General features: G+C 65.0%; 16 protein-coding genes. 9 read left to right on the forward strand and 7 right to left on the reverse strand.

Going from position 1 to position 16,616, the window contains the following annotated elements; genetic code table 11:
* The first annotated feature begins 122 nt into the window (after nucleotides 1-122).
* Complete coding sequence (locus CGS25_RS03910; RefSeq protein WP_101674652.1) at nucleotides 123-995, forward strand: DMT family transporter; 873 nt, start codon at nucleotides 123-125, stop codon at nucleotides 993-995.
* A gap of 6 nt (nucleotides 996-1,001) precedes the next feature.
* Here the strand turns inward: CGS25_RS03910 and CGS25_RS03915 are convergent, their stop codons facing one another.
* Together CGS25_RS03915 and CGS25_RS03920 are read right to left on the reverse strand one after the other, a co-directional pair.
* Nucleotides 1,002-2,489 carry a YifB family Mg chelatase-like AAA ATPase gene (locus CGS25_RS03915; RefSeq protein WP_089033670.1) on the reverse strand — a complete coding sequence of 496 codons (1,488 nt, stop codon included), beginning with the start codon at nucleotides 2,487-2,489 and terminating at the stop codon, nucleotides 1,002-1,004.
* 106 nt (nucleotides 2,490-2,595) lie between these two features.
* Complete coding sequence (locus CGS25_RS03920) at nucleotides 2,596-3,495, reverse strand: LysR family transcriptional regulator (RefSeq protein ID WP_158672533.1); 900 nt, start codon at nucleotides 3,493-3,495, stop codon at nucleotides 2,596-2,598.
* Nucleotides 3,496-3,601: 106 nt separating this feature from the next.
* Between CGS25_RS03920 and CGS25_RS03925 the strand changes: the two genes are divergently transcribed.
* Nucleotides 3,602-5,536 carry an alkyl/aryl-sulfatase gene (locus tag CGS25_RS03925; protein ID WP_101674654.1) on the forward strand — a complete coding sequence of 645 codons (1,935 nt, stop codon included), beginning with the start codon at nucleotides 3,602-3,604 and terminating at the stop codon, nucleotides 5,534-5,536.
* Here the strand turns inward: CGS25_RS03925 and CGS25_RS03930 are convergent.
* From CGS25_RS03930 to glnK (CGS25_RS03940), 3 genes are all read right to left on the reverse strand, one after another.
* Nucleotides 5,527-5,808 (reverse strand): accessory factor UbiK family protein, encoded by a 282-nt coding sequence (locus tag CGS25_RS03930; RefSeq protein WP_089033667.1) that lies wholly within the window; start codon nucleotides 5,806-5,808, stop codon nucleotides 5,527-5,529. The two genes, CGS25_RS03925 and CGS25_RS03930, sit on opposite strands and share 10 nt — an antisense overlap.
* Nucleotides 5,809-6,009: 201 nt before the next feature.
* Nucleotides 6,010-7,332 carry an ammonium transporter gene (locus tag CGS25_RS03935; protein ID WP_101674655.1) on the reverse strand — a complete coding sequence of 441 codons (1,323 nt, stop codon included), beginning with the start codon at nucleotides 7,330-7,332 and terminating at the stop codon, nucleotides 6,010-6,012.
* Between the two features lie 26 nt (nucleotides 7,333-7,358).
* On the reverse strand, nucleotides 7,359-7,697 hold the full coding sequence (glnK, locus tag CGS25_RS03940) for a P-II family nitrogen regulator (protein ID WP_089033665.1): 339 nt from the start codon (nucleotides 7,695-7,697) through the stop codon (nucleotides 7,359-7,361).
* A 489-nt stretch (nucleotides 7,698-8,186) separates the two neighbouring features.
* Here glnK (CGS25_RS03940) and glnK (CGS25_RS03945) point away from each other — a divergent pair, with 489 nt between their 5' ends.
* The 6 genes from glnK (CGS25_RS03945) to CGS25_RS03970 all read left to right on the forward strand — a co-directional run bounded on the left by glnK (CGS25_RS03945) (nucleotide 8,187) and on the right by CGS25_RS03970 (nucleotide 13,633).
* Nucleotides 8,187-8,525, forward strand: a complete 339-nt coding sequence (gene glnK, locus CGS25_RS03945) for a P-II family nitrogen regulator (protein WP_089033664.1) — start codon at nucleotides 8,187-8,189, stop codon at nucleotides 8,523-8,525.
* Between the two features lie 72 nt (nucleotides 8,526-8,597).
* Nucleotides 8,598-9,857: an ammonium transporter gene (locus CGS25_RS03950; protein WP_089033663.1), complete on the forward strand. Its 1,260-nt coding sequence runs from the start codon at nucleotides 8,598-8,600 to the stop codon at nucleotides 9,855-9,857.
* A 191-nt stretch (nucleotides 9,858-10,048) separates the two neighbouring features.
* Entirely contained in the window at nucleotides 10,049-11,401 is a 1,353-nt protein-coding gene (locus CGS25_RS03955; protein WP_101674656.1) for a DEAD/DEAH box helicase, read from the forward strand.
* Between the two features lie 316 nt (nucleotides 11,402-11,717).
* Nucleotides 11,718-12,323 carry a paraquat-inducible protein A gene (locus CGS25_RS03960; RefSeq protein ID WP_089033661.1) on the forward strand — a complete coding sequence of 202 codons (606 nt, stop codon included), beginning with the start codon at nucleotides 11,718-11,720 and terminating at the stop codon, nucleotides 12,321-12,323.
* Nucleotides 12,307-12,813: a paraquat-inducible protein A gene (locus tag CGS25_RS03965; protein ID WP_089033660.1), complete on the forward strand. Its 507-nt coding sequence runs from the start codon at nucleotides 12,307-12,309 to the stop codon at nucleotides 12,811-12,813. The genes CGS25_RS03960 and CGS25_RS03965 overlap by 17 nt, the downstream gene beginning before the upstream one ends.
* The gene (locus tag CGS25_RS03970) at nucleotides 12,791-13,633 is read left to right on the forward strand and encodes a PqiB family protein (protein WP_089033659.1); all 843 of its coding nucleotides are present in this window, start codon (nucleotides 12,791-12,793) and stop codon (nucleotides 13,631-13,633) included. Before CGS25_RS03965 ends, CGS25_RS03970 begins: the two co-directional genes overlap by 23 nt.
* A 136-nt stretch (nucleotides 13,634-13,769) precedes the next feature.
* Here CGS25_RS03970 and CGS25_RS03975 read toward each other — a convergent pair whose 3' ends face one another.
* Both CGS25_RS03975 and CGS25_RS03980 read right to left on the reverse strand, forming a co-directional pair.
* Nucleotides 13,770-14,522 carry an SDR family oxidoreductase gene (locus CGS25_RS03975; RefSeq protein ID WP_089033658.1) on the reverse strand — a complete coding sequence of 251 codons (753 nt, stop codon included), beginning with the start codon at nucleotides 14,520-14,522 and terminating at the stop codon, nucleotides 13,770-13,772.
* 96 nt (nucleotides 14,523-14,618) lie between these two features.
* The gene (locus CGS25_RS03980; protein WP_089033657.1) at nucleotides 14,619-15,296 is read right to left on the reverse strand and encodes a histidine phosphatase family protein; all 678 of its coding nucleotides are present in this window, start codon (nucleotides 15,294-15,296) and stop codon (nucleotides 14,619-14,621) included.
* A 123-nt stretch (nucleotides 15,297-15,419) separates the two neighbouring features.
* Between CGS25_RS03980 and CGS25_RS03985 the strand changes: the two genes are divergently transcribed.
* Entirely contained in the window at nucleotides 15,420-16,346 is a 927-nt protein-coding gene (locus CGS25_RS03985; RefSeq protein ID WP_101674657.1) for a LysR family transcriptional regulator, read from the forward strand.
* The last annotated feature ends 270 nt before the right edge of the window (nucleotides 16,347-16,616 follow it).

Genomic DNA, 16,616 nt, shown 5'->3' on the forward strand with positions numbered 1-16,616 from the left:
TGAGCTCAAACCGCTCCGTTTGGGGGTTAAGCGTCAGTCGTCCGACATCAGACGTCCGACCTTCTATGGATCGCCAGGCGGACATGAGGATAATGGCCCCACTTCGTTGATGGGGCGCCGCTATGAATTATCTTTTCCCGCTGGGCGCGGTGCTGATCTTCGCGGGCAACAATGTGGTCAATCGGTTGGCGGTGGGCGTGTTGCACCCGGCGGAGATCGGCTTTTATCGCTGGCTGCTGGCGGGCCTGTTGCTGACGCCGTTTATGGTCGGTTCATTGCGTCGCCACTGGGGCGAGGTCAGGCCGCACCTGGGCCGCATCGTGGTGCTCGGGTTGCTGGGCATGGCGGTGTACCAGAGTCTGGCGTATTACGCCGCGACCCTCACCACCGCCACCAATATGGGCATCATTCTGTCGTTGATGCCGATGATGGCGTTGGGGCTTTCGATCGCCGTGCTGGGCACGCCGCTGACCCGTGGCGCCAGTGTTGGCGCACTGGTCAGCCTGGCCGGGGTGCTGTTGGTGGTGTCCGGCGGTGACCCGGCCGCGTTGTTGCATCAGGGGGTCAATGGTGGCGATGGCATGATGATCGTGGCCACCTTCGCTTACGCCGTTTACGGGGTGTTGCTGAAGCGCTGGCGGCCACCGGTGCCGCCGCTGCTGTTGTTGTACCTGCAGGTGCTGGTGGCGATTGTGTTTTTGCTGCCGTTATTGCTGATCTCGCCGAAACAGGGGGCCAGCCTGGCGGCGTTGCCGCTGGTGTTGTACGCCGGTTTGCTCGCCTCGATGGTGGCGCCCCTGTTGTGGATGGCGAGCATCGCCCGGCTCGGCCCGGGGCGCACCAGCTTGTTCTTCAATCTGCTGCCGGTGCTGACCGCCCTGATCGCCGCGTGGCTGTTGGGTGAGCGTCTCACCGGTGCCTTATTCCTGGGCGGCAGCCTGATTCTCGCGGGTGTGTTGATCGCCGAACTGTGGACCCGGCCCTGGCGGCAATAAGCCGATTCATCCGCGTTGCAGATTCTGCCGGTAGCTGAGCGCTTCGCGCAGATGCGGGCGGCCAATATGCTCCTCGCCGGCCATGTCGGCGATGGTGCGTGCCACTCGCAGGCTACGGTGCAAGGCCCGGGCGGACAAATCCAGGCGCGTCATCACCGCCGCCAGCCAGGCGCGGTGCGGCGCCAGATCGCCGGCCAGGCGGCGGCTGTCCAGATCCCGGTTGAGGTGGCCCTGGCGCTGCCACTGGCGCCGCCAGACGGCGCTCACCCGCTCGCGCACCGCCGCGCTGGTTTCGCCATCGGGCTCGCCGAGCAGTGCCTGGGGCGTCACCGCTGGCACCTCCAGGTGCAGGTCGATGCGGTCCAGCAGCGGGCCGGACAGCTTGCTCTGATAGCGGCGCGCCTTCTCGCAGCGAAACCCGCAGCTACGCTCCGGGTCGCCCAGGTAACCGCACGGGCAGGGGTTCATGGCCGCCACCAATTGAAAGCGGGCTGGGAAACTGACCTGCTGGGCGGCGCGGGCGATGTGCACCTGGCCGGTTTCCAGGGGCTCGCGCAACACCTCCAGGACCTTGCGATCGAACTCCGGCAGTTCATCGAGAAACAGCACCCCATGGTGCGCCAGTGAAATTTCCCCGGGCTTGGGATAAGAACCGCCGCCGACCAGGGCGCTGGCCGAGGCGGTATGGTGGGGTGAGCGGAACGGGCGATGCAGGAAGTTTCGCGTTGGCCGGGGCGTGCGTAAGGAATGAATCGCCGCCACTTCCAGGGCCTGGGCTCGGCCCAGCGGCGGCAGCAGCCCGGGCAGGCGCGCCGCCAGCATGCTTTTGCCGGAGCCCGGCGGCCCGCTGAGCAGCAGGGAATGCATGCCGCTGGCGCAGATTTCCAGAAGCCGCTTGGCGCTGGCCTGGCCATGAATCTCCGACAGGCAGGGGCCGTCTGCGTCCTCGTGGCTGGCCGGCGGGGCCGGGTGGGGTGGCAGCGGTTGATGCCCCTTAAGGTGCGCGCACAGCGCCGTCAGGCTGTCCACCGCCAGAGTGTCGGCGCCGGCCAGAGCCGCTTCATCGCCGTTTTCCCGTGGCACCACCAGGGCGTGGCCCTGCTCGGCGGCGGCCAGCGCCGCCGGCAACACCGCCGGCACCGGGTGCAGGCCGCCGGAGAGCGCCAATTCGCCGATGTATTCGCGGCCGTCGAGCCGGACTTTGCCGAGCTGGCCGCTGGCGGCCAGGATGCCCAGGGCGATCGGCAGATCGAAACGGCCGCCGTCCTTGGGCAGGTCCGCCGGCGCCAGGTTCACGGTGATGCGGCGCTGGGGCAGCTCGAAACCGCTGTTCACCAGTGCCGAGCGCACCCGGTCCTTGCTTTCGCGCACGGCGGTGTCCGCCAGACCGACGATGGTGAAACCGGGCAGGCCGGGGGCCAGGTGCACTTCAACGCGCACCGGCACCGCCTGGATGCCGCGCGTGGCGCGGCTGTGCAAAAGGGCGATGGACATGCCGCCATGCTAACGCCGGCGGCGCGCCAGGAGCGTGCGCCGCCGGCGCCGGTTGGCGTAGGAAATCCCCGGCGATCCCTGTGCGTGAATCGCCAGCCTCGGGCGGTTACCGCCGCGCGGCGAGCTGTTCGATCAGCGCGATGGTCTTGGCCGCCGCCGGCGTGGGCGTGTGCCCGGCCGGTTGCACCAGGGCGAACTCGACGCTCTGGTGGCTGTCGTCGATGTTCAAACGCACCAGCCGGCCTTCGGCCACTTCCCGCCGGCAGAGCGTGGCGGTGGCGCTGAGAACGGCGTCGCTGCGGGTGACCACTTCCCGCAGCACATGAAGGTCGTTGCACTCGATGCCGAGCGTCAGCTTCTCTCCCGGTGTCAGCCCCAGCTTACGTTGCAAGCCGGCGCGGGCGGCGTCGGGCAACGGCACCGACACCAGCGGATAGGGCAGCAGGTCGCGGGTGGCCAGGCGCGCCCGTGCCGCCAGGGGGTGGCCGGTGCGCACGTACCAGCCGGCGGCTTCCACCGACAGTAACCGCGTTTCCAGAAGCGCCTGGGCCGGCACCGTGCGCCGTTCCACCACCGCGAACTCCAGCACTTCCTCGGTGACTTTGCGCAGCAGCGTGGCCCAATCATTGACCTCCACATTCAGGTTCAGGTCGGGGTGCTCCTCCATCAAGGTGGCGAGCACATCGGGCAGCAGAATGGCGGCGGGGTAGGAACCGGCGCCGAAACGCACCTCGCCCAGTTGATCGTTGCGGATCAGGTCGGCGTCGCGTTTCAGGCCACGGGCCTCGAACAGCACCCGCCGGGCCCGGTCCACCAGCCGCCGGCCGGCGGGGGTCAGCACCACGCCCTGGTGGGCGCGGTCGAACAACTGCACCCCCAGCTCACGCTCCAGGCCCTGGATTGCCCGGGTCAGGGCGGGCTGGCTGAGATGGGAGCGGGCGGCCGCCTTGACGAAAGAGCCTTCCTCCGCCAGGGCCACCAACTGTTCCAGGCGGCGCAGGTTCATAAATGCGTTTTCTGCATTGAAAGGATGAGTGTTATGCATTTGTAACATGGGCGGTGGCGGCGTACAACGGGCCTCGCCCGTCCGTCCCCTTGCCGTGGAGGTAGCCATGAGCGGCTCCGACAAGCCCGAGAAAATCGCCCCGAAACCGGCGCAGCCGGCCACCGTCACTTGCAACCACGCGTGGCATCAGCGGTTGCCGTTTGAGGATCGCGCTGATTTCGACGACGCCCGGCGCGGCTACATCGCCGGCTTCGACGGCGACCAGATCCGCCGCCAGCAGGATGGCCGCGTGGTATGGGATTTCCGCGCCTATCAGTTTCAGCAAACCGACCAGGTTCCAGACACGGTCAACCCGAGCCTGTGGCGGCTGGCGCAGCTGAACAACCACAGTGGCCTGTTCAAGGTGTGCGAGCGGGTCTATCAGATTCGTGGTTTCGATCTTTCCAATATGAACGTGGTCGAAGGCGACACCGGCCTGATCATCATGGACCCGCTGGTCAGTGCCGAGGTGGCGGCCGCCGCGCTGGACACCTACTACCAGCACCGGCCGCGCAAGCCGGTGCTGGCGGTGATCTACACGCACAGCCATGTGGACCATTTCGGCGGCGTCAAAGGGGTGGTCAGTGAAGAGGACGTGCGCGCCGGCAAGGTGCGCATTTACGCCCCCGACGGCTTTATGGAAGAGACCGTCAGCGAGAACGTCTACGCCGGCCCGGCGATGCTGCGCCGCGCCCAATATATGTATGGTGGCCTGTTGCCGCGCAGCGAGCGCGGGCAGGTGGACGCGGGCCTGGGTAAGGGCACGTCACGGGGCACGGTGACATTGATCGCGCCGACGCACAGCATCGTCGAGCCGATCGAAAATCACGTGATCGACGGCGTGGAAATCGAGTTCCAGCTCACCCCGGGCACCGAGGCGCCCTCGGAAATGAATCTCTATTTCCCGCAGTGGCGGGCGTTGTGCGTGGCCGAGAACGCCTGCCAGTGCATGCACAACATTCTGACCATCCGTGGCGCGCTGGTGCGCGACCCGCGGGTGTGGGCCTACTATTTGGGCGAAACCCTGGTGCGCTACGGTGACCGCAGCGACGTGTTGTTCGCCCAGCACCATTGGCCCACCTGGGGCGCGGACAACATTCGCGAATTTCTCGCCGACCAGCGCGACATGTACGCCTTTCTCAATGACGAAACCCTGCGTCTGCTCAACCACGGGCTGACGCCGCTGGACATCGCCGAGCGCCTGAAAAGCCTGCCCGAGCCCCTGGCCAGCCGCTGGTACGCCCGCGACTATTACGGCTCGGTCAGCCACAACGTGCGCGCCGTGTATCAGCGCTATATGGGCTTTTACGACGCCAACCCGGCGCATCTTAATCCGCTGCCCCCGGTGCCGGCCGCCAAGCGCACCATTGAATGGATGGGCGGCGCCGAGGCGGTGCTGGAGAAAGCCCGGGCGTCGTTCGAGAACGGTGAATTCCGCTGGGTGGCGCAGATCGTCAACGAGGTGGTGTTCGCCGATCCGGACAACAAAGAGGCACGTTTGCTGCAGGCGGACGCGCTGGAGCAGCTCGGGTATCAGAGCGAGAACACCACCTGGCGTAACGCTTACCTGACCGGCGCCCAGGAGCTGCGCAACGGCGTTAAGCGGGTACGCGGTGGCGGCGCGCCGGATCTGGTGCGGGCGCTGACCCCGGACCTGTTTTTCTCATTCCTGGCGGTGCGCCTGAACACCGAGAAGGCGGCGCGGCATCCGATGACGCTCAACTGGCGCTTCCCCGACCTGGACCGGGACTTCGCCCTGACGGTGCGCAACGGCGTGCTCACTCACCTGGCGGACCGCCGCCACCCCCAGGCCGACGCGGATCTGAGCATGGACAAGGCGACCCTGGACCGGGTCGGTGTGGGTGAACTGACCATCCCCGAGGCGATTGAGCAGGGGCTGATGACGATGCAGGGCGACAACGGCAAGGCCGCGACCCTGTTCTCGCTGCTCGATCAGTTCGAACCCAGTTTCAATATTGTCACGCCCGCGGTTCAACCCTGATCCGGCGCGCCCCGGCCCGCAGCGGCCGGGGCCGCATCGCCCTCAAGCTCGGCGACCTGCTTTTCCAACGCCTCCAGTTTCGCGCGGGTGCGCTCCAGCACCTGCTGTTGGATCTCGAACTCTTCCCGGCTGATCAGATCCAGGCGCGTCATCGTCTCGTTGAGCACCGCGCGCACGCTGTGCTCCACCTCCTGGCGCAGCCGCCCCAGATCGGCGGGCAGATGGCGGCTGATGTCGTTCATCAGACGATCAAGAAAGGGCTGGTCTTGCATGGGACGGCTCCGAGGGCTGATCAGGTTGGCATGGTAGCGGATGGCGGTGGCGGGGCGCTAGACGCTGCCCTGGGGGGCGGTTTTCAGTTTTCAGTGTTCAGTTTTCAGTGGGTGGGGCGGGCACGGTGTCCCGCAAACCACGGCCCCGCCCAGGGGGCGGGGTCGTGCGTGCAAGCGTGTTGCGTGTAGCGTGCCGCGCCTTTACAGGTTGTAACCGCGTTCGTCGTGTTGGGACAGGTCCAGGCCGATGGTTTCGTCTTCTTCGCTGACGCGCAGGCCGATCACCAGGTCGATCACCTTAAGGATCACGAAGGTGACGATGGTGGTGTAGATCACCGTGAACGCCACGCCCTGCACCTGTATCCAGAGCTGGGCGCCGATGTTGCGCACGTCGCCAAAGCCACCCAGTGCCGGGGCGGCGAAGGCGCCGGTGAGAATCGCGCCGACGATGCCGCCGACGCCGTGCACGCCGAACACGTCCAGGGAGTCGTCGTAGCCCAGTTTGCGCTTCAGGGTAGTGGCGCAGAAGAAGCAGATCAGGCCGGCGGCGATGCCGATGATCAGCGCCCCGGCCGGGCCGGCGGTGCCGGCGGCGGGGGTGCTCGCCACCAGCCCCGCCACCACGCCGGAGGCGATGCCCAGAGCGCTGGGTTTACCGTGCGCCACCCACTCGGCGAACATCCAGGCCAGCGCCGCGCCAGCGGTGGCGATCTGGGTCACCAGCATGGCCATGCCGGCGGTGTCGTCGGCGGCGGCCGCGGAGCCGGCGTTGAAGCCGAACCAGCCGACCCACAGCATGGCCGCGCCGATCAGGGTGTAGCCCAGGTTGTGTGGGGCCATGTGCGAGGACGGGTAGCCCTTGCGCTTGCCGAGCATGATGCAGGCCACCAGACCGGCGATGCCGGCATTGATGTGCACCACCGTGCCGCCGGCGAAATCGAGCACGCCCCAGTCCCACATGAGCGCGCCGTCACCGCTCCACACCATGTGCGCGATGGGCGCGTACACCAGGGTGAACCACACGCCCATGAAGATCAGCATGGCCGAGAACTTCATGCGTTCGGCGAAGGCGCCCACGATCAGCGCCGGGGTGATGATCGCGAAGGTCATCTGGAAGGTCACGAACACGCTTTCCGGGAAGGCGCCGATCAGCGCTTCCTTGGTGAGCTTGTTGAGGAACAGATTGTCCAGGCCACCAATAAAGGAATGCAGATTGAGCGTGCCGGCGCTCATGCCGCTGGTGTCGAACGCCAGGCTGTAGCCGTACACGAACCACAGCACGGTGATCAGGCCAGTGATGGCGAAGCACTGCATCATCACCGAGAGCAGGTTCTTCGAACGCACCAGGCCGCCGTAGAACAACGCCAGCCCGGGAATGATCATCAGCAGCACCAGCGCCGTGGAGGTCAGCATCCAGGCGGTATCACCGGCGCTCAGCGCGGGCGTTTCCTGGGCCAGTGCCAGCGTCGGGAACAAGGCGGCGGCGAGAGCGCCGATTCGGATCAAAGCGCGTTGCGTATTCATTCTTGTTTTCTCCTCGCGGCGCCGTGTTACACGGCGTCCTCGCCGGTCTCGCCGGTGCGGATACGGATGGCCTGCTCCAGGCTGGTGACGAAGATTTTGCCGTCGCCAATCTTGCCGGTGTTGGCCGCCTTGGTGATCGCCTCGATGACCTGATCCAGGCTCGCTTCGGCGATCGCCACTTCGATCTTCACTTTGGGCAGGAAATCCACCACGTATTCCGCCCCCCGGTAGAGTTCGGTGTGGCCTTTCTGGCGCCCAAAGCCTTTCACCTCGGTAACGGTGATGCCCTGCACGCCAATCTCGGACAGTGCCTCGCGCACGTCGTCCAACTTGAAGGGTTTGATAATCGCTGTGACCAGTTTCATGGGTTCTCCTCGGCGGCGCGGTGCGCGGCCTGTTGACGTCCGTTTTGGTGCTGCGTGCCGGCCCCGGGTGGGCCGGGGCGCAGCGTTGTCCATGGATGGAATGTCCGGGTCCACGTCTCATCGGGCAAGGCAGCATGACTCATGCCACTTTGCCGCGCGGGCCGGGCACCACCATACACCGTATTCGCCTGGGGCTGCGCCAGTACCCGGCTTTCGGGCATTGTCGCGCCTTGCACCATTTTGGTACCAGCCCTAAAGCGGTGCACTATAATGCCGCAGTGCCCCCGCGAAATACCCACGTCGCCTCGCAGATCAACCTTGTAAAAGCTTTCAACCCTCTGAGATAGCGTGACTTTTTAAAACTGGCATGGGTCGTGCACAAGTGGGACCAGAGCGTTCGCACGAGTGGATGGATCGGGTACCAAAGCGGGGCCTGAAACCAAACGAACGTCAACCGGACGCGTTAACAGCGTTTCGAAGGAGATAGAAATGAAATTGGTTACAGCCATTATCAAGCCGTTCAAGTTGGACGATGTGCGCGAGGCACTATCCGAGATTGGCGTGCAGGGCATCACCGTTACCGAGGTGAAAGGCTTTGGGCGCCAGAAAGGCCACACCGAACTCTACCGGGGGGCGGAATACGTGGTGGATTTCCTGCCCAAAGTGAAGATCGAAGTGGCGATCGCCGAAGCGAGCCTGGATCAGGTCATCGAGGCAATCACCAAGGCGGCCAACACCGGCAAGATTGGCGACGGCAAAATCTTCGTCACCAGCCTGGAGCAGGCCATCCGTATCCGCACCGGCGAGACCGGCGAGGACGCGATTTAAGTTCCAAATCGTGTGAAAAGACGACCCATGCCAAGGTCTTGATCACGCTTCCTATTCTCGGAGGGTTGCAACGTGGAAAACCAAATTTTTGAACTACAATACGCCATCGACACCTTTTATTTTCTGGTGTGTGGCGCCCTGGTAATGTGGATGGCGGCGGGCTTCGCCATGCTCGAATCCGGCCTGGTGCGCGCCAAGAACACCACTGAAATTCTCACCAAGAACATCGCTTTGTTCTCCACCGCCAGCGTTATGTACCTGGTCTGCGGTTACGCGATCATGTACGACGGTGGTTTCTTCCTGCACGGTATCGAGGCCTTCAGCCTCACCGAAGTGCTCAGCGCTTCCGCGGAAAACGGCTTCGACGGCGACTCCGTTTACTCCGCCGCGTCCGACTTCTTCTTCCAGGTGGTGTTCGTCGCCACCGCCATGTCGGTGGTGTCCGGCGCCGTGGCGGAGCGCATGAAGCTGTGGGCCTTCCTCGCCTTCGCGGTGGTCATGACCGGCTTTATCTACCCGATGGAAGGCAGCTGGACCTGGGGCGGCAACGACGTCTTCGGCATGTTCAACCTGGGTGACCTGGGCTTCTCCGACTTCGCCGGTTCCGGCATCGTTCACCTGGCCGGCGCCACCGCCGCCCTGGCCGGTGTGCTGCTGCTTGGCGCTCGTAAAGGCAAGTACGGCCCCAACGGTGAAATCCACGCGATCCCCGGCTCCAACCTGCCGCTCGCCGCGCTCGGTACCCTGATCCTGTGGCTGGGCTGGTTCGGCTTCAACGGCGGGTCCGTGCTGAAGCTGTCCGACGCCGCCAACGCGCACTCCGTGGCCATGGTGTTCCTGAACACCAACGCCGCCGCCGCCACCGGCTCCATCGCCGCCATGGTGATCGCCAAGTTCCTGTTCGGCAAAGCCGACCTGACCATGCTTCTTAACGGCGCCCTGGCCGGTCTGGTGGTGATCACCGCCGAGCCGTCCACCCCGACTCCCCTGATGGCCAGCCTGTTCGGTGCCATCGGTGGTGTGCTGGTGGTGTTCAGCATCGTCACCATCGACAAGCTGAAAATCGACGATCCGGTCGGCGCCATCTCGGTGCACGGTGTGTGCGGTATCCTCGGCCTGCTGGTGGTTCCGATCACCAACGACGCCTCCACCTTCAGCGGCCAGATCATCGGTGCCGTCACCATCTTCGCTTGGGTGTTCGTGTGCAGCCTGATCGTCTGGGGCTTGCTCAAAGCGATCGTCGGCATCCGTGTCACCGAAGAGGAAGAGTACGAAGGCATGGATATCGTGGACTGCGGTATGGAAGCCTACCCGGAATTCGTGAAAAGCTGATTCTGTTTCCTTCCTTGGAGCATTGCTGGGCGCCTTCGGGCGCCCTTTTTTATGGTGCGCGGCACGCGACACCAGGAAGTGCGTTACCGGCTGAACCCTGAAAACCGCCTGCCCCCCAATCCCCCGTCCCTTTCCGGGCGCTCCCCGGGTTACACTAGCGGCAATTGCCACCGCCACCCGATAGGCCCTGTGTGTTTGCTGAACTGAACCTGCACGAACGTTTGCTCCGCGCGCTCGAAGAACTCAACCTGAGCGAGCCCACCGAGGTGCAGAAACAAGCCATCCCGGCGGCCCTGGCGGGCCGCGATCTGCGCGTGGTGGCGCGCACCGGCACCGGCAAGACCGCCGCCTTCGTGCTGCCCATGCTGCAGCGCCTGTTGCAAGAGAAGGACGCCGGCATCGGCACCCGGGCGCTGATTCTGGCGCCCACCCGGGAGCTGGCCCGGCAGACCCTTAAGCAGGTGGAGGCGATGGCCCGGTTCACCTTCATAAAAGCCGAAGCGATCACCGGCGGTGAGGATTTCAAGGTGCAGGCGTCACGGATTCGCCGTAATCCGGAGATTCTGGTGGCCACGCCGGGCCGCATGATCGAGCACCTGGAAGCCGGCAATCTGGCGTTTGGCGAAGTGAAGGTGCTGGTGCTGGATGAGTCCGACCGCATGCTCGACATGGGCTTCAGCGACGACGTGATGCGCCTCGCCGAAGCCTGCAATCCGGCCCGGCAAACCCTGCTGTTCTCGGCCACCCCGGGCGGCGAGGCGATGGCGGCGATGGTGGCGCGCGTGCTGCGTGAGCCTGAAGCGCTGTTACTGGACAGCGTGCGCGAGCTCAATGAGCAGGTCGGCCAGCAGATCATCACCGCCGACGACCGCTCCCATAAAGAACGTCTGGTGCAGTGGTTGCTGGCTCACGAGCCGCATAAAAAAGCGATTGTGTTCACCAATACCAAGGCCGCCGCCGATCGGCTCGGAGGCGTATTGCGCGCCACCGCCCACAAGGTATTCGTGCTGCACGGCGACAAGGACACCAAGGACCGCAAACTGGCGGTGGAACGGCTCAACAGCGGTGCCGTCACCGTGCTGGTGGCCACCGACGTGGCCGCCCGCGGCCTGGACGTGGACGGCCTGGAACTGGTGATCAATTTCGATATGCCGCGCAGCGGCGACGATTATCTGCACCGCATCGGCCGCACCGGTCGCGGCGATGGCGCCGGCCTGGCGATTTCCCTGGTGGAAAGCCACGAATGGAATCTGATGGCGAGCATCCAGCGCTATCTGCGCCAGCAGTTCGAATTCCGGGTGGTCGAGCCGCTGCGAGGGCGCTACCAGGGGCCCAAGCTGGTCAAGCGTTCCGGTAAGGCGGTGGGCAGCAAAAACAAAAAGCTCAAGAAGCGGGCGCTGGCCAAAACCGGTAAGCCAGCTAAAAAAGTGGCGAAGAAAGCGGCCCGGCCGGCCCGCAAGGGCGCCGCCAGCAAGCCCGCCAGTGATTTGCAGGGCGGATTCGCCAAGCCGAAACGAAAAACCAACCCCGGCCCGCTGGACTGACCTCGAGCGCCGGCCGGTGTCTGCTTCCACGGCGACGCCCTAAAAGGCGGGAACAGCAACCCCGTCGCTGGCAGGGCCTGCTCCTACGGCGGCTGCGTAGAAGAGTGTTTTGTGTAGGAGCAGGCCCAGCCAGCGGCGGATTCGATTTTAAGGCGCCAGCGCTCCTTGACCACGAATGGGTTGATTTTGATCCGGGCGTCCAGCGTCCAGCGTCCAGCCCACCTTTTTCCCTTTTTTACCGGTCTTCACGCCGACGCGCATGGTGACGGTACGAACGTGCCTTTAAAGTGGTTTTTTTGCCGGCGCGACCCCCACCATGTCCGATTCGATTGTCTGCCACGATTGTGGGCTTGCCCTGAGTGCCCCGGCGCAACAGCGTCGCGGGGAATGGTTTTGTCCCCGTTGCCGGGCCCGGCTCGGTTCCTCCCACCGCATTCGCGTTGAGGCGGTCGCCGCGCTGGCGCTGGCGGCGCTGGTGCTGTGGGCGCCGGCCATGTTTCTGCCGCTGTTGAGCATGGACCAGTTCGGCCTGTACAACGCGGTCAGCGTGTTCTCCTGTGTGACCGCCTTGTTCAGCAACGGTTACCCGCTGGTGGCGGCGCTGGTGGCGGTGACCCTGTTGGTGATGCCACTGGCGCAATTGCTGGCGTTGCTGGTCACCATGGCGCGGCTGCGCGGCGGCGTTAGCCTGGGCCGCTGGGTGTGGTGGTACCGGCAGGGCCGCGAATGGGCAATGCCGGAAATTTTTTTGCTCGGCGCGCTGATCGCCACCACCAAGCTCGGCGAGAACGCCACCCTGCATTTGCAGGCCGGGCTGATCTGCCTGCTGGCGATGGTGGTGTTGCGGTTGATCGCCGAGGCGCTCGCCAATCCGGCGGCGTTGGATCGGGTGATGGAGCGTCGTCATGACCCGGCGCGCTGAACGGCAACTGGCCTGGGCCTTGCTGATCGCCGCCATGATCTGGCTGGTGCCCGCCAACACGCTGCCGATCATGACGCTCAATGGCATTGGCGGGCAGAGCTCGGGCACCATCGCCGATGGCATCAAGGGGTTGTTCGATTCCGGCATGCCCGGCCTGGCCCTGGTGGTGTTCACCGCCAGCCTGTTGGTGCCGTTCCTCAAGGTGCTGGTGCTGGCGGTGATCTACTGGCATACGCCGGAACACCCGGCGCCGGCAACCGCTGCCCGCGCCTACCGCTGGGTGTACTGGATCGGCCGCTGGTCGATGCTGGACGTGTTCGTGGTGGCGTTGCTGGCCGGCCTGATGCGCTTTGGAGAGATCGCCCGAGTCAACCCGGAGCCGGGCATCACCGCCTTTGGGCTGGCGGTGGTGCTGACCATGCTTTCCGCCCACGCCTTTTCACCGAAACAACTCTGGAAGGACGACGATGCAATCCGTGCAAACCCGTAACACCCGCTGGCCCTCGCCGATCTGGCTGGTGCCGCTGCTCAGCGTGGTGCTGGCCGGCTGGCTGCTCTATCAGCAGTTTCTGGCGTCCAGCCAGGGCATTGTGATCACCTTCGACAATGGCAGCGGCCTGAAGACCGGCGTGCCGGTGAAATTCCGCGGCGTGCCGGTGGGCAGCATTGATGAAATCCGGCTCACCGACGACCTCAGCCGGGTGGAGGTGCACGCCAGCCTCAATCGGGACGCGGAAAAACTGGCCCGAGAAAACAGCCGCTTCTGGATCGTCGAGCCGGAAATCGGCGTGGCCGGCGCCCGCAACCTGGACACCCTGGTGTCGGGCAAATACATCGCCGTGGAAGCGGGCGACGGCGACCCCGCCAGCGAGTTCAAAGGGCTGGATTCGCCGCCGGAGCAGCAGCCGGAATCGGGCCTGCGCATTACCCTGGTGGCGGACGCCCTGGGCTCACTGAAACCCGGCCGGCAGGTGTTCTACCGGGACCTGCCGGTGGGCACCATCGGCGACAGCCAGCTCGCCCGCGACGCCCGGCACGTGGAAATCAGCGTGGTGATCGAGCCCCGCTACGCCAAGCTGGTGCGCGGCAACTCGGAATTCTGGAACAGCTCCGGCCTGGATGTGGATTTCGGTCTGTTCAGCGGCGCCGACATCCAGGCCAGCTCGGTGGAAAACCTGCTGCGCGGCGGCATCAGCTTCGCCACCCCCGACCAGGCCGGCGGCCTCGCCGCCCCCGGCACCCGCTTCACTCTGCACAACGAAGCCGAAGACGACTGGAAAGAATGGGCGCCGGTGTTGGGGTGGCAATAGGCAGCAATCGGGGTAGTTAAAAGTTGCAAGTTAAAGGTTGAAGCGCGGCGAGGCGTCGCGGATCAGTGAGACCTGGAGGGCGCGACATAACGAGTGGCACACCCGCCTCGCCTTTTAACTTTTAACTTTTAACTTTTCACGTCATTTTCCGAACAATCGCCAACGGCAATACCCGCATGGCGAAGCCCAGGGGCGCCCAGGGCCAGGCGGGGACGCAGGCTTTGGCGGGTTCTTTGTTGATCGCTTTGACCAGCGCTTTGCAGCCGGTTTCGGTGTCGACGATGAACGGCGCGTTTTTGACTTTTTCGTTGATCGCCGAGCGGATGTATCCGGGATAGAGGGTGCTGATCTTGATCGGTGTGCCGAGCATTTCCGAGCGCAGCCCTTCGGCGAGGGCGGCCACGCCGGCTTTGCTGGCGGCGTAAGTGGTGATGTTTTTGCGCATGCCGCGCAGGGCGCTCATGGATGAGATCACCACCAGATGGCCACGGCCGTGGCGACGAAAGATCTGCATCGCCGCTTCGCATTGCGCCAGGGCGGCCACGAAGTTGGTTTCGGCGGTCTGGCGGTTGGCGTGGAACGCGCCGGTGCCCAGCGGTTGCCCTTTGCCAATGCCGGCGTTGACGATAATGCGATCCAGGCCGCCGAGCGCCTGGTCCAGTTCCTCGAACACCTGGAACACCCGGTCGTAATCGTTCACATCCAGAGCGCGCACCTCCACCTGGATGCGCGGGTGCGCGGCGAGCAGTTCGGTGCGCAGCGCTTCCAGGTTTTCCAGCCGCCGGGCGCACAACGCCAGGTTGCGGCCCTGGGCCGCGAACAGGCGCGCCATGCCTTCGCCCAGGCCGGAGCTGGCGCCGGTAATCAGGATCGTGGATCGGGTCGTCATCGGTGGGTCCTTGCGCGGCGGGTAGAGGAGTCGGCGCATGGTGACCGGAATCCGGGCCGCCGGCCAGACGCCGGGCCGGGAATGGCCTGTTCGGCCCTAGCGGTAGGTCAGCAGCTCACCGCTCAGATGCAGATGCTCATTCAGCGTTGCCAGGCGCAGGTTGCCGGCGTTGACCAGCAACCGCGTGACGCTGGTGTTGACCAGCCCCCGGTTGAAGGTAATCAGCGCTTCCTCATCCAGTTCCAGCAGGTGCTGGATGGCCACGCTGATGGCGCCGCCGGAGCTGAAAACCAGGGCGCTGTCGCCCCGGCCGAGCCCATTGGCCAGGCTGTACAGCGCGGCCAGCACGCGCTCGCGGAACGCTGGCCAGGTTTCGTTGTAAGGGTCTTCGTTGCGCTGCCAGCGGCGCAGGGCTTCCTCGAAGCGGGCCTGAAAGGCACGGCGGGGGTGCTCCTGCTGCTCCATCCAACTGGCCAGGGCGGCACGGTCGCCGGATTCCGGCCAATGCACCCGCAGCAGACTCTTGTGGTCGTATTCATCGAACCCCGAGTCGGTGCTCCATTCGTCAGGCAGCCCCAGTTCCTTGAGCGCCGCTTCGGCGGTCTCCCGGTGGCGGCGCATGGCGCCGCACACCACCCGGGGCACGCCCAAATCCTGACCGAGCAAATGCCGTCCCAGCACCCGACTTTGCTCCCAGCCCGTTTCCGACAGCGCATCGTAGTTCTCGGCACCGAAGCTGGCTTGGCCATGGCGGACCAGATAAATAACGGGCATGACGGCTCCTGGCGATATGGCGCGGTAGCGGGCGCGGCGTAGGCGTGGGAATTCTTGACCTCATGCTAGGGGGCGGTTTTCAATAAATCGAATGAATCTTGAAAATAACCGGTAATAAATAACATGCATGTTTCCCGATTCGATCTGAACCTGTTCGTGGTCTTCGACGCGATCTATACCGAAGGCTCGCTGACCCGCGCCGCGCGCGTGTTGAGCCTGACTCAGCCGGCGGTCAGCCATGCCCTGGGGCGCCTGCGCGAACGCCTGGAAGACCCGTTGTTCGTGCGCCAGGGTGCGCGCATGGTGCCCACCCCCCGGGCTCGCGCCATGGTCACGCCGGTGCGCCAGGCGCTGGGCGGCTTTCAGCGTTGCCTGAGCGATGAAGGCGGTTTCGACGTCAGCGAAGCGGAGCGCACCTTTGTGCTGGGTCTGCGGGACGGTCTGGAGGGATGCCTGTTGCCGGTGCTGATGGGGCAGGTTATCGATCAGGCGCCGGGTGTGCGTTTGCAGTCGATGACCGTGGCGCGCCGGCAACTGGCCACCGAGCTGGCCAGCGGCCGGCTTGATCTGGCGGCGGACGTGCTGTTGCCATTGCCGGAATCGATCGAGCACCGGCCGGTGCTGAGCGGGCCGTTGGTGGTGTTGATGCGTGAGGGACACCCGCTGGCCGGGCGGCTTGATCTGCCCGCCTATCTGGCCGCCCAGCATGTGCTGGTGTCCTCCCGGCGGGAAGGCCCGGGGATGGAGGACTTTGGTCTTTCCCGGCTTGGCTATCGCCGCCATATCCGGCTGCGTTGCCAGCATCATATGGCGGCCCTGGCCACCGTGATGGGCTCGGATTTGCTGCTCACCATGCCCGGGTTGCTGGCCCGGCAGCTGGCACCGCCGGGCAGCCGCCAGGAGTTGCTGCCGGTGGATCTGGCGGGCCTGGAATTGCACTTGTACTGGCACCGCGACCAGAGCGCCGACCCGGGCCACACCTGGCTGCGGCAGCGGGTTCTGGCCCTGATGGCGGACCAGCAAGCTGGCGGCGCGCCAGCGCAAGCCTGACACGGCGACGCCCTACGCCGTTCGGCTGCCTGGCGCGGTCACGCCTTCTTCGGATTGTGTTTTTGCATAGCCCCGACGATATTGCTATTTGTGACTTGGGTCACATTTTGTTGTGAAAACGAAAATAATTGTTGGGGGCAACAATGATGTATTGGATCGACTGGCCAACGGTGGCGAGGCGTGCCGCTATTATCATGATTCTTGGGGGCGTGGCGTTTGCCATTACCATGGCGGTCGCGAGCTGACCGGTTTTCCATGCTGCAACGCCGT

The sequence above is a fragment of the Alloalcanivorax mobilis genome (assembly GCF_002864685.1).
GTDB classification, from domain to species: Bacteria; Pseudomonadota; Gammaproteobacteria; order Pseudomonadales; family Alcanivoracaceae; genus Alloalcanivorax; species Alloalcanivorax mobilis.